The organism is Streptomyces sp. G7(2002) (assembly GCF_028870195.1).
GTDB classification, from domain to species: Bacteria; Actinomycetota; Actinomycetes; order Streptomycetales; family Streptomycetaceae; genus Streptomyces; species Streptomyces nigrescens.
In genome coordinates this window covers 3,365,444-3,378,693 of the sequence record NZ_CP102609.1, presented here as the reverse complement: position 1 = coordinate 3,378,693, position 13,250 = coordinate 3,365,444, and the positions used below count along the sequence as shown (strand labels likewise).

Annotated in this window: 4 protein-coding genes and 1 pseudogene; 2 read left to right on the top strand and 3 right to left on the bottom strand. The window is 67.2% G+C overall.

Annotated elements, in window-relative coordinates; genetic code table 11:
- The first annotated feature begins 19 nt into the window (after positions 1-19).
- Positions 20-565, top strand: coding sequence for a hypothetical protein (locus tag NUT86_RS13970; protein WP_274735493.1), 546 nt, complete (start codon positions 20-22; stop codon positions 563-565).
- A gap of 13 nt (positions 566-578) precedes the next feature.
- On the opposite strand, the gene NUT86_RS13965 is transcribed toward NUT86_RS13970, so the two are convergent.
- Positions 579-2,681 carry an SUKH-4 family immunity protein gene (locus tag NUT86_RS13965; protein WP_274735491.1) on the bottom strand — a complete coding sequence of 701 codons (2,103 nt, stop codon included), beginning with the start codon at positions 2,679-2,681 and terminating at the stop codon, positions 579-581.
- 197 nt (positions 2,682-2,878) lie between these two features.
- Here NUT86_RS13965 and NUT86_RS13960 point away from each other — a divergent pair.
- Positions 2,879-3,004, top strand: a pseudogene (locus tag NUT86_RS13960) (aminoglycoside 6'-N-acetyltransferase); the annotation flags it as partial.
- Between the two features lie 533 nt (positions 3,005-3,537).
- Here NUT86_RS13960 and NUT86_RS13955 read toward each other — a convergent pair.
- Positions 3,538-5,679, bottom strand: a complete 2,142-nt coding sequence (locus NUT86_RS13955; RefSeq protein ID WP_274735490.1) for an SUKH-4 family immunity protein — start codon at positions 5,677-5,679, stop codon at positions 3,538-3,540.
- A 62-nt stretch (positions 5,680-5,741) separates the two neighbouring features.
- The gene (locus tag NUT86_RS13950) at positions 5,742-13,154 is read right to left on the bottom strand and encodes a toxin glutamine deamidase domain-containing protein (RefSeq protein WP_274735488.1); all 7,413 of its coding nucleotides are present in this window, start codon (positions 13,152-13,154) and stop codon (positions 5,742-5,744) included.
- Between the last annotated feature and the right edge of the window lie 96 nt (positions 13,155-13,250).

The following is a 13,250-nucleotide window of genomic DNA, read 5'->3' as shown; positions in this document are numbered from 1 at the left end:
CGGCTGTCATCATGTCGCCATGAACCGCACAGAATTACTGCTTATTGGCGGCAGGGCAGGTGTTGGCAAGTCCACGGTCGGCTGGGAGGTTTCGGATCAGTTGCGGGCCGCGTCCGTTCCGCACGCCATCATCGAGGGCGATTTCATGGGCCAGGTGCATCCGGCCCCGGACGGAGACCCGCACCGCTCTCAGATCACCGAACGCAACCTCAGCGCGATATGGGCTAATTACCACCAACTCGGCTATCGCCGCCTCATCTACACCAACACCGTGTCTGTGCTTCCTGAGAGCGCCGGCCTCTTCGAGCGAGCCATAGGGGCAGACACCCGGACCGTACGGGTCCTCCTCAGCGCCTCCGACTCCACCACCCACGAGCGGCTGGCGGCCCGTGAGATCGGATCGGAGCTCGAACGGGAACGCAAGAGCAGTGCGTACAAGGCCCGGCTCTTGGATGAAAGGGTCTCCGACGACACCATTCGGGTAGCCACCGACGGCCGATCCGTCAGGGACATCGCCGCGGAGGTCCTGAGGGCAACCGGCTGGTGTTTCTTTCAAGGGTGCTGAGGCCGGGCGGCCGTCAATATGAGCCGAGGTTGTCCAATTTGCCTTCGAAGACCTCGTCCCAGTGATCCCCGGTTTCCGTGGCGTCGTCGATTTCCTCCGCCCATTCCCTGAGGCTCCACCGGGCGTCCGCGGCTTCAGCGAGGGTGGGCAGCCAACTGGTGCGGTACTCGCAGTAGAGCCGTAGCACCGTGGCGAATTGCGGAAGGCTGCTGGCCAAGAGGACTGTGGAGTAACCGCTCTCCGTGTCCTGGAGGACTGCTCCGCTCGATCCGTCCAGTACCACGGCTCCTCCCATCCACGAGCCGATCCGATAGAAGGGGCCATCCGCCTCTGGGTCCGGGGCATCTTCTGGCCATTCGAAATCCGGGAGGCCCTGTTCGTCCAGGGGGAGTGAGGAGAAGAAGGGGGTCTGTCCGTTCAGGTACGGCAGACCGGTCGTGCTCAAGAACTCCCGGGCCGTGGGATTGCGGAGGCCGTCGGGTAGTTCGGTGGCACTCATGGTCCGGCAACTTCCGGTACCGAAAGCCCTCTCCAGCCATGCTTGAGAAGGGGCATCATCGGTAAGCGCCTCTTCGGGACACTGCCATGTGGCCGCCTTTGTGACAGGTCCGAGGTAGGGGCCGCCACCCCATACTCCTGCGTTTCCACCGGCCGAGGCCGCTACGTCCACCGCGTACAGCCCGCCTTGTCCGCCGATTACCCAGCGGCCTGGTCCGGCAGACCTGATGCTTCTGTTGGCGTCGGGAGTCCTGGGCGCCGGTAGCGCTGTGTCCTCCTGGAACTCCGCCGGCCTGGGGGTGTCCTGGGTGTGCGGAATCCGTACGACCCTTTCCGTGCCCACTTCCGTGCCGTCATCGAGAGCGAAGACACGCTCCACGTATTCCTCGTCCAACGGCCCGCCCATGTCGTCGTACTGGACGACCCGCCTCATGACAGCTACCGGCACCTCCTCCCTGCGCTCCACGCGCACCTGGTCGACGCGTCCCACTTCCCCTTCCACCGGACCGAATACGCCGTACGGCCGCTGATGGGACCAGAGTGTCTGCCAGGGCAAATCGATGCCGGCGTTCGCGAGTCCGTCTGCGACATCGCGCCGCCCACGGTTCACTGCCGCCCAGTGCAACCAGGAAACCCACTCGCCGGTCGATACGGGATCAACTCGCTGTGTTTCCAGATAGTGAATATCCATCGCGACAGTGCCTTGTGGCACACCCGCCGGCCAGGCCGCGGCCAGTCCCTGCAGCAGCCCGTAGCGTTCCGTCCGGGCAAGCATCTCCCCATTGCCCAGCAGTTCCTCAAGGCAACCGCCGAGCGCCGCGTGCACGGGGAGGGCCTGAGCGGCATACCGAGCCAGCTCGGGTGGGCCCGCGTGTGCGGAGAGGTAATGGAAAAGGTCCTGCTGATCCATGGGGGAGAGGGCGCTTGTCTCGCGAGCAATTGACCGCACCGCCGGTGTGGTGAAAGAAACGCTCTCGGTGCCGTCATCGGCGGCGTCTACCGCCAGCTGGTCCGGGTATTGGGCGACGAGCGAGCGCAGCTCCTCCTCTTCTGTGTGGTGACCCAAAGCCTCACAGAGCGCTGACCACACAGGAAAGGCAACCCCGGGTGCCTCGGCCGCAGCGAGGCGCTGAACGGCACGGTGCTGAGACACAGCAATGGCCTCTTGATGAGTTCCCGCATGAGTTCCCGCGCCGGCCGACTCGTCGCCGTCACTTATCAAGACTTCCTGCACGTGCCGGCGATGGGGGATACGTGCACGCTCGGCATCCCCTTCCACCACGATGCGCAGACACCGGCGGTCATCGCGCCCGAAGCGTTCCGCGACCAGACGGAGCACCCGCCCGGGCTCTGTCGAGGTGACCGTGGGCCCGGCCCATTGGGCGTTGGCCAGCAGCACGACCGCATCGCGGTTGATGAGCCCTTGCGCACTCCAGAGACTCGCTCGCCGTTCGTGAGCGGCCTCCGGATTCACCCCTAGGCCGAGCAGTACGTGAAGAGCCACTTCCTCGGCACTCAGATGGAGACAATCGACGAAAACGGCGTCGGGCACACGTCGACGGACGTCGTCGAGTACCGGCCCGGCACCGGAATCGCCGGCACCGCGCAATACGAGCACGCCGCCTTTGCGTCGAGGCTCACCGAGCCAAGCTTCGAGCTCCGCAAGGGCAGTTGGAGATGACTCCACGAACGTGCACTCCCATCGACGTCAGGGGGTTATCTGGGGCGGCGCCACACCGGCGTCCTTGGCTCGTGCTGCCCGGGGGCCGTGTCGACTGTGCAGGGGTTACTGCGCCCTGTGCGGCAGTACGGCACGAACGCGGCCACCACCGCCTGACTATCGACCCGGCGGCCGCCAACACCGCCGCCATCCGCAGCTATCGCAAGGTCGGCTTCCAACCGGTGGGAATCGTGCGGGCGTACGGCCGTGACCACCGGACGGATTGTGCCTGCCTACGCGGGGCACTGACGCTGCTGCCGGTAATGGGCGATGACTGTCTCCGTGGGGAGGTTGGGCACGGTGACGCTTTCGCCGGTGTCCTTGGTCACGAGGATGTGCGACCCGGCAGGCCTAGAGCGTGTCCGGCCGGTAGAACTTGCGATACAACGCAATGGCGTCCGACGGTGGCCGCAGGGAGACGCTGCTGACTTCACCGGTGTCCTTGGAGACCACGACGCAGGTTCCGCCGGGGTTCCTTGGGCGCCGTCTCTCCCCCGTCGACGTCGTCCGAGGATGGGGCGGGAGCTTCGGATAGACGAGGTATCCGATGTCGAACTCGAGGACCTTGAGGGGAGCCGGGGTCCCATCCGGCCAGACCGGGGAGTATGTCATGCGGGCGATTTCCAGGGCATCCTCGGCGCTTGTCGGCAGCGGTCGATCGGGCGTCGAAGAACTCGGATCTGTCATGTATTTTCCTCGCTGTATTCAGCTCGTGCCATGCTGGGGAAGCCAACGCCAGGCATGACGGGGAGACCTACGGCTCGATTTCCGGGTCGTTGAGCAAAGTTTCCCAGACCTCTCCGGGGGCAGTCGCAGGGTCAATCTCGAGGATCCATGACTGCAGCTCGGCAGCCGCCTCGAGCTTGTCTACGGTGAGTGACTCGGAGAGCAATAGGTGATATCGCCCCACCAGATGGAACATGGCCACGAATTGCCGCAGGCTGCTGCCCGACAGCTGATCTTCCACGGCACCGGATGTGCACAGCACCTGCCCGGTTCCACCGTCCAGGATCAAGTCGCCGCCGAGGAGATCTCCCAACGCGAAGTAGGGCCCGGTGCGCCGGTGTGAAGGAACCTCTAGCTCGTCGGGCGGTGGAACCTCTCGAAGCCCCTGGGTGCGCAGACCGCGTGTGTTCAGGGTAAGGAGCTCCACGATGGGCAGGCCGTGCTCGATGAGCCACTGAGCCGCTTCCGTGCCGTGCAGGCTTTCGGGGATTTCTGACTCGGTCGGCCGGAACACCGAATCATTCCCGAACACCTCGGACAGTTCCGTCGCTGACGGGTCCCGGAAGGCTTCGGGGAGCGGACGCGTGGCGACTTCGCGCTCGTACGCATCCAGCAAGGGTGCGCCATGCCAGGGCGACACTTCGTGCTCTGGTTCCTTTTCGAGGATTTCTACGGCGAACACTCCGCGGTCTCCACCCAGCACGGCAATGTCCCCGATCCGTACTGCCGCGCGAATGTCCCTGGGGCAGCGGGGAATGAACGCACCCTGGGGTTCGCCAGGGGCCGGGCGCCAGCCACGTGACGTATTGACCATGCGTCGTGCTTCCAGTGCTTGGGCACTCGTATCGGCCGATTCGTGTGGCCGACCTGAGCGAAGCCCCCACGCCCACGAGGTTCCGAGCAATTCGTTGGTCGCGGTAACTGTGTGTTCGGTGGCGCTGAGGCTGGTGATACCGGTCGGGTGGTGCGTGAGTCCCTCCCCGAGGAAGGCACCGGTCGGACGCAGGTCAGACCACAATGTCTGCCATTCCAGGGCCACTTCGGAGGCCAGTACCGCGTCTGCGGCCTCCTGATCTCCATGGGTGACGGCGAAATGGTGCAGCCAGGCCGCCCACTCGCCTTGGCGCATGGGTTCCATGCCGGACAGCTCCCCATAGCGCAGGCTCGCAGCCATGGTGTCCGGCGGGATATCCCGGCCGAAGGCGGCACGATACGCCTCCATGACCGAACTCGGATCCAGGAGAGCAAGTACCCTGCGGTCCTCCAGCACTTCTTGCAGACTGCCGGATGCTGCGGCATGTCCCAGCAGGCCGTGAGCTGCGTAACGAGCCAATGGGCCGCCGTCCGCCCAGCCGTGCGGATGCGTGTGCACTATGAGCCGATCGCTCAGCAACTCCCGGACCATCGCGTGCGCTTCGCCGGCATCCGGGTGCTGGGAGAGGCGCAATGCGTGTGCAAGCCCTTCGTGGGTGAAAGCCACACCAGGACCGGCAATCGCGTCATTCGGCACCCACTTCAGCAGATCGGGATATAGATCCGGGAATTCCTGAAGGTCTGCGGGCGCGGTGGTCAGGCCCATGCTTTCACACAGGATGCTCCATGCCTGGACGGGTACCACGGGGTATTCCGCCAAGGCCAGGGCCTGGATCTCGGGAGCCAGTCCTTCAGGGGCACTGAAGAGGTTTCCGGATCCCAGGCGGATGAGCTGGGGCGGCTCATCGGCCTGCCCCGGCTGCGGCTCGGCGGTCTCCAGCGCCAAGCGGATGCGAGACCGCTTCGCCCTGCCCATCCGGAAAGCCGCGCGCCTGATGCGTCCTGGTTCATCAGTGGTACGCAGGGTGCCTGCCCATTGCACGTTCGTCAGCAGGACGGTGTGATCGCCGCGGATGCCCTTCACCAGCGCATCAAGGTTCTCTTTGGCGACTGAATGCGGACGCTGAACCCCGCACACGTCCAATACCTGAAGGATCACTTCATCGGCGCGCAGCCCGACGCAATCGATAAGTGCTGCTTCGGGCATGCGCCGACGGACCAGCTCCAGTGTGCGACTCTTCCCGGCAGCAGGAGGGCCGGCCACGAAGAAGACGTCACCGGCGCGGCCCGATGCCGTCAAACCATTCAGAAGTCGACTGGCGGAGGCATGGAGTTCCGCATCGCGTGCATCGGTCATGGACATACCCTACTAGACGGGAATTTGCGTGTCATTGGAGCCAGGGTCAGTGAATCTGCCTATCAGTCGTCCGCGCCTGTTCCGTTCTTTCGCTGGGCGTCGCGCAACGAAAGCCAGATTTCGCCGACTTCGTTGAGGTGATCCTGGAACTCGGCGTCAACCATTGTCTTGATCTGAGCCTTGGTCCGGGTCTGGATTCCGTTCGGATCCGGATCCGCCACCCACGGGCCACTTCGATATGTCGTGGCGTAGTGCACGGTAGTCCCCTCGGAGTGCTGGACCAGGTAGGGGGAGCACTCGGCATGGCCCGCTCCCTTCACCGTTCCGCAAGGTTCTCGCTCCGTGAACATGGCGCGTATCTGTATGTGTTGACTGGTGTCGGTGCCCCGTGCCTCATTCAGTCGCTTCACGTAGCCAACCAGATGAGGTTCGGAGTGCGCGGTGCTGACGCCCTTTTCACCGGGGGGAATGGAGCTGTCAACGATGTAATTCGTCTTCTGCGAATTCGGGTCGTACACCTCAATCACCGCATAATTGCGGCCACTGAAGTCCGGTCGAGTGTTGCCGGCGCCGTCACCTTCGGATGCGTTCTTGAGGTCTGATGCCGGTCGGCCGGCATCCACGAGCTCCGCGAGAAGATGCTTGCGTACATTTCCGGCGAAGTCTTTTGCCTCCATGAAGTTGGCCTTGCGGTGCTGCTTCACGCCGCGGGAGTCTTCTTCTTCCCCGGATTTCGCGTCGTTGGTCTGGCGCCGCACATCGCGTCGCAGTGGAGCCGGGCGATTCGGGTCCTCTTTCCATTTGTACGGCCGTTCGACGGGGTACGGGGAAACGCCGACCGCATGGCTTTCATGAAAGGAGAGACTCAAACGGGCGATGATCGACACCACCGCTCCGCGCTGCCCGGCGTCCATGTCCGCAAAGCCGTCGAGCCTTTGCCCGAGCTCCTCTGACGTCAGAGTGAACCTCGGAGGCTTCTCCGGGCCGGCTTCGGTGGCTCCGTCCTCCGGGGTGGAGTCACCCTCCTCCGGGGGCGATTCGGCCTCATCGGGGGTCAGGTGCTGGATGAGAGCTTCGATGCTTCCGTCATCGACCCAGTCGCGCACGCTGTCGTAGACAGCCTGCATATCTGTCTCGTAGACGTCGAGGTTGTCCCGCAGCAGTTGCTGGCCCTCATCGGGCAGCACCCGGACATTCTCCGGCAGGTGATTGACCGGTTGCCCGTCCGGCATGCCGGGTTCTCGGTACTTGCTCTTGGGCTGGGTCTGTCCGTCCTGCTCGGTTGATTCATCAACGGTGCCGGCAGGATTCTCCGACGGGCGGCGCCCCGCTTGGGCCGGAGAGGCACTTTGCCGGTCGTGCTGTGCACTGGTGCCGGCAGAGGGGACAACCTGAATGGGCTTGCGGTTGCTGTCCAAGGGGACTGCGAATACGCCGTGCTCGCCGCTGTGAAGCGGCTTGTCGCTGCGGCGGCCCGTTTGGGCATCGATATAGGTGATTCTGCCGTTGTGGTTGACCACGTTCCAGGCGTGAGCACGGCCGTCGGAGTGCTGGGTCACGATAACGGCCTGGGAGCCGTGCCCGGACTGGCGAAGAGCGTTCTCGATGCCGTTGAAGGCCTGGCGGCCGTTGCCGAAGTCCGTGAAGCGGGCTCCGAGGGCGTTCTCCATGCGGTCGCGGCCGCCCGTTTCACCGCGATCGGACGCGACGCCATCAGCAGTGAGGTCAGGTGTGCGAGCTCCGGCCGCGGTCGGTGCGCCTGCATATGTGTCAGCTGCGGACAGGGCCACGTCGACACAGTTGTTGCTGCGCCCCGGGGCATCGGAACCAGGCTGGTTGATGAAGTCCGTCCAGTCCCCCTCGTTCGGGTCCGGATGGCGCTGGGCGGTGCCTTCTGGGGTCCGGGGGATCCTGTTCTCAAGATCCCTTTGGTGCTCCGGGTCGGGATCGACGATTCCGCCGGGCTCCGTCCGGGGACGCGACTCCGAGGCCGAATGCGAGGGTTCGGGTTGGTCGTCCGGCGCCGCGGCCGACACAGCATGTGAGGGGTCGGCATCGTGGTTGTCCGACGGGGCCGGCTGATCCTGTCGGTGGCCCCCGGGATCTGGGTAGGACGCGGCATCGTCCCTCTCGGCGGGCGCGGCGCCCGGCTCCGAAGCATCCGACTCCGAGTCGCTCGGGGGATAGAGCGGCTGTGCCTCCGCGTCCAGGGGGAGGTGCCAGACCTCGCCCACATCCGCTGTGTTGATCGGCCGGTTCATTACCTCGCGCGACTGGGTGTCCACCCAGACGACAGAGCCGTGGTAGTTGACCGCGTTGAAGAGGTGGGACGAGTAAGGGTCTCCGTCGTCGTCGACGTACCCGACCCAGACGATGGCTGCGGCTCCGTGCCCGGCGTTACGCAGGTCCTCCGCGACCCGCGAGTACGCCAGGGCATCGTCGCCCGCGTGCTGAAATTCTGCACCGAGCCAGCGCTGGATGTTGTCCTCGCCGTCCCTCTCACCGAAGTCGCCGTCTTGCATGCGGGGCGCGGATACCTGCGGGTTTCCGTACCAGGTTTCCAGGTACGAGCGGCTGCAGTCGGCGCAGTTGTCGTCGCGGCCCGGTACGGACTGGCCGCCGTCGTTCTGGAGATCTGCCCAGTCACCGTAGGGGTCGGGGAACCGCTGGAAATAGCCGTCCTCGTCGCGTGGTACGGCATCCTCGAGCGCTTGCTGGTCGTGGGAATCGGGCAGGACGAGCCCGCCCTCGCCCTCCAGGAGCTCGTTGCGGATGTCCTCGAAGCTCGGTTGGTGGTAATCCCCGGCGTCGGCAGGCGGCTGTCCGGAGGGCGGGGTGTCGGTGTCGTTGTGCTCTTCCGAATCGGGGGAAGAGGCATCGGCGTTCTGGTCCTGAGAGGTGTACTCAGGCCGAGAGGAGTGGTCGGCGTCACCGTCGACACCGTGATCGCCGGAAGCACCTGGCTCTGCCGGTACCTGGGGGTCGGAGTCCGGGGTTTGGGCGGGCCGGCGTGACTCCGTGCCAGGTCGCAGGGCGGTGTCGCCCGCGTCCGGCTGGGTGCGGTCGTGGGGCTGCACGGAGTCCGGTGAGCCGCTGACGGTCTCCGGTGCTGCTGCCGGGTGCGTTGGGTGTTGCGGATTCTGCGGATTCTGCGGGGACGGCTGCAGGTACGGGTTGTGGTTCTGGGGCTGCTGGTGCGGTGGCTGGGTGTACGGATGGGGCTGCTGCTGTGCGTGGGGACCTGGCTGCTGCTGGGCGTACGGGTTCGGCTGAGGCTGAGCGTAGGGGTTGGCCTGTTGCGCGTACGGGCTCTGCTGCTGGTACGGCTGTGTGTGCGGGCCGGGCTGTTGCTGGTACGGGTTGGGCTGCTGGGTGGACGGGCTCTGCTGTTGGTGGGGCTGCGGGTTGTAGGGACCCGGCTGGTACTGCTGGTGGGGCTGCTGCTGTGGGGTCGGCTGCTGGTACGGGTTGGGCTGCTGCGGGCCCGGCTGCTGTGCGTACGGGGCCTGCTGCTGCGCTTGCGCCTGCTGTGCCTGGGCCTGTGCTTGCTGCTGTTGGTTTTGGGGCTGGGGTTGGGGGGTTTGTTGCTGTGGGGTCTGGGTTTGGGCTGTGGCGGGGTCGAAGGGCTTGCGGTCGGCGTCGAGGACGAGGTGCCAGACGTTCTCGGCGCTGGTGTTGATCGGTTGTTCGCTGACCGTGCCGGTCTGGCTGTCGACCCAAATGACCCGGCCGTTGTGGTTGACGGCGTTGAAGACGTGCGCGCCGCCGGGATCGCCGTTGGGCTTCTTCGGCCAGGTGACCAGCACCGCTGCCGCTGCGCCATGGCCGGCCTGGCGGAGCTCGTCGGCTATTCGGGCGTAGCCGTCCTTGGAGTTCGGTCCGGAATTACGGAACTCGGTGCCCGCGTACTGCTGGATGTTGGCGGTGCCGTTTCGTTCACCGGAATTGCGGTCGATGCCGCCCTTGCCGTCCGGGTCGTAGGTGCGTGGCGCGGACACCTGTGGGTTGCCGTACCAGGACTCCATGAAGGAGCGGGTGCAGTCGGCGCAGTTGTTGGACCGGCCGACCACGGTGTGGCCACCGTCGTTCTGGAGCTGGGCCCAGGGCTGGAACGGGTCGTTGAACGGCCGCGGGGTGCCGTCCGGGTTCCGCGGGAAGCTCGCCGCCAGCGCCTGCTGGTCGTGGGGGAACGGTGAATACAGGCCGCCCGGCTGGACGTTGAGGCCGATCCGGACATCGGTGTGACTCTGCAGGTTCGCGGGCTGTGGGACCGGCGCCTGCTGCTGAGGCTGCTGGTCCGGGGTGGGCTGGGTCTGGTGGGGGGCCTGGTCCTGGTTGGGGTTCTGGTGGTGCGGCGCCGGCTGCTGCTGCGGCGGCTGGTGCTGGGGGTGTGGCTGCTGGGGTGCCTGCTGCTGTGGGTGCTGCTGCGAGTGCTGCTGAGGCGGTGTGTGGCTCTGCAGCGTGGGTTGTTGCTGGTGGCTTTGCTGAGGGTGTTGCAGGGGTTGTTGCTGGGGGGTCTGCTGTTGTGAGTACGGCTGCTGCTGCTGCTGAATTGGCGGCTGCTGGTGCGGGTGGGGGGAGTTGGGGTTTGGTGCGCCGGGGTTCTGGGCGTCCGGGTGTGCCGGGGTCTGGGGGCCCTCGGGCTGAGGTCGGTCCGTGCGGGGAGAGTCGGATTGCTGCGCCGCGTCCGGATGAGTGGTGGCTCCGCTCGGGTCGGCGGGGGCCTGCTGGTGGTTGTCGTTCTGGTGGGGCGTGGCGGCGTCCGGCCGGGGGGTGTTGTTCTGGTCGGGGCCGGGCTCGGTGTCGCGGGCGGGACCGTCGAGGCGGGGGTTGTGCGGGGGGCGCTCGGGGCTCGGCTGCTGGGTGTGGTCCTGGATGATCTGTGAGCCGTCCGGGCGTCGGTTGTCGCCGGGCGGTGTGGAGGGGGCGTCGCGACGGGGGCCGTCCAGCCGCGGGTTGTAGGGCCGGGACGTCTCTTCCCGGCGCGGCCCGTCGAGGCGGGGGTTGTAGGCGGGGCGGTCCGGTGTGGGCTGCTGGCTGGCGTCGTGGATCGCCTGGGAGCCGTCGGGGCGACGGTTGGAGCGAGCGGAAGCGTTGCCGTTTCCGTTTCCGTTTCCGTTGCCGTTGGTGTGGGGCGGGGTGCCGCCGCGGGGGGTGGTGGTCGTACCGGTCCCGGCCCCCTGGGGTGGCATGGGGCCCATCGTCATCGGGCCGTTGGCCTGGGGGGTGTTCTGCTGCGCCGCCTGTGGCGGGGTGGGGGTGGCGGGGGCGCCGGTGTCGGCGGTGTGCTGGGTGGGCGGGGGGAGCGTTGCGGTGCCCGCGGACTGGGTGGTGACGGCGGTGTCGTCGGGGCCGTCCACCGTGGGCATGGGGTCGCCGGGAGCGGGGTCACGCTGCTGGATGGGCTGGCCGGACGACGGGGTGTGCTGTACGGGGGCGCCCTGCGATGGTGTGCCGACGTGCGGCATCGAGGCGCGGCCGCTGCCGGTGGCGGAGTTGTCCCCGTTGGAGGTGCCGTTGCTGCCCGCGTCGGACGAGTTGTCGCCGTACGAGGGCGGGTTGCCGGCTACGGGGTCCGGGCTCGGCGAGGGAGTCGGTGCCGACTGGGGTGCGTCGGGGTGTGAAGGGCCGCCCTGTTGGGGGGACTGGTCCGGTGCCGGCTGGGTGCTGACGGAGTCCGGGGCGGGGGCGGGGCGTGCCGCGTCCGGGGTGTTGTCGTGGGCCGGCTGGGTGCTGATCGAGTCCGTGTCCGGGCGGGCGGCGTCGGGGGTGTTGTCCGGTGCGGGCTGGGTGCTGATCGAGTCCGCGTCAGGGCGTACCGCGTCCGGGGTGTTGTCGGGCGCCGGCTGGGTGCTGATCGAGTCCGTGTCCGGGCGGGCGGCGTCGGGGGTGTTGTCCGGTGCGGGCTGGGTGCTGATCGAGTCCGCGTCAGGGCGTACCGCGTCCGGGGTGTTGTCGGGCGCCGGTTGGGTGCTGATCGAGTCAGGGTCGGGACGGGCGGCGTCGGGGGTGTTGTCGGGGGTGGGCTGGGTGCTGATCGAGTCGGGGTCCGGGCGGGAGGTGTCCGGGGTGGGCCCCGATTCGGGAGTGTGTCCGGAGTCGGGGGTGGGCCCCGAGTCGGGGGTGGGGGACGTCCCGTACGGGCTGTCGTTGCTGCCGGAGTAGCCCTCGTCGAAGGGGGAGCGCTGGTCCGGCGGCGGGAGGGGCTGTGCCTCGGGGACGCTGCGCGAGGGGTCCGAGCCGTGGGAAGAACCGTCGGCGGAGGAGCTCGGGTTGGTGCCCGTGCCCGTCCCCGAGTTTGTGCCCGAGTTCGTCCCCGAGTTTGTGCCCGAGTCCGTGTTAGAGGCCCTGCCGGCGTCCGTGCTGCCGGCGCCCGTGTTGTCCGAGGCGCGGGGGGTGTGGCTGGTGGAGCCACCGGAGTCCGAGCCGCCGCGGTTGCCGTTGCCCGTGCTGCTGCCGCCGCCGGAGTCACCGGAGGTGCTGCCGGAACCGCCCCCGTCGGAGCCGCCGTCCGAGCCGGCCCCCGCGTCCGTCCCCGAGCCGGTGCCTGAGGTGTTTCCGGAGCTGCCCCCGTCGGAACCGCTTCCGGAACCGCCGCCATCGGACCCGCTGCCGGAGCCAGTGCCTGACCCCGACCCGCTACCGGACCCACTCCCGGACCTGCTCCCCGACCCGCTCTCCGACCCGCTGGAGCCCCCGTCGCTGCCGCTGTCCGTGGAGTCGCTGCCGTCGCTGCCGTGCCCCGCCGCGCTGTCCAGGCCGTTGCGGGCGTGGCGTCCGGCGCGGCCGCCTGCGCCGTCGCGGAGGCTTTCGCCGAGGGATTCGCCGGTGTTCTTGAGGGCGTCGGTGGCGGCCTTCTGGCCCTCCTTGGCGGTGCGGCCGAGGTTGTAGCCGTTCTGGGCGCCGAAGTTCTGGTTGACGGTCTGGGCGATGAGGTCGGACGCCATGGCCTCCAGCGCGGAGATCACCGGCTCCTTGGCGGCCTCCATGATCGCGTCAAGCAGCTGCTTGGCGACCTCCTTGAGGATCCTGCGGACCATTTCACGCGTGGCCAGCGTGGCGGCCGCGCCGGCTATTTCGGACAGTCCGAGGGTGAAGGGGGCCGCGACCTGCGCCGCGATGATTTCCGCGGCCAGAATCGCCAACTGGACAATCACGGCCACCTTCATGCCGATGACCAGCACGGCGGCGGCCTCGAACGTGAAGGCAATGACCTCGGCCGCCTGCGCCGCGTCGTTCAGATACCCCGAACCGCCGGAGAACTTCTCCCACGCCTTGCTGAAGCCCTCGATGGCATCGCCGGAGTTCTCCGCGAGCACATTGCCTGCATAACTGGCGCCCCGGGCCTGGTGCCCCTGTACCTCCGCCGCGAAATTGCGCCAGACCTGCGCACATTCCATCAACTTGTCTTCGTCCGCATGCGGCCAGTTGAAGCCGAGCATGTCCAGGACCCACTCAAGAGGATCCGGCAGCATGACAGACAAGATGGAGCTCCCCCGTGAAAAGTGCTTCTAGACGTGTTGCAGGCGCGGGCCGCGCGGAAGGCCGCTGCGGAAGGCCCGCTGTGTGGA

What these genes read in the sequence shown, in the direction of transcription:
- NUT86_RS13970 (WP_274735493.1), top strand. Translation starts at nt 20, where the DNA reads ATGAACCGCACAGAATTACTGCTTATTGGCGGCAGGGCAGGTGTTGGC.
- NUT86_RS13955 (WP_274735490.1), bottom strand. Translation starts at nt 5,679, where the DNA reads ATGACCGATGCACGCGATGCGGAACTCCATGCCTCCGCCAGTCGACTT.
- NUT86_RS13950 (WP_274735488.1), bottom strand. Translation starts at nt 13,154, where the DNA reads ATGCTGCCGGATCCTCTTGAGTGGGTCCTGGACATGCTCGGCTTCAAC.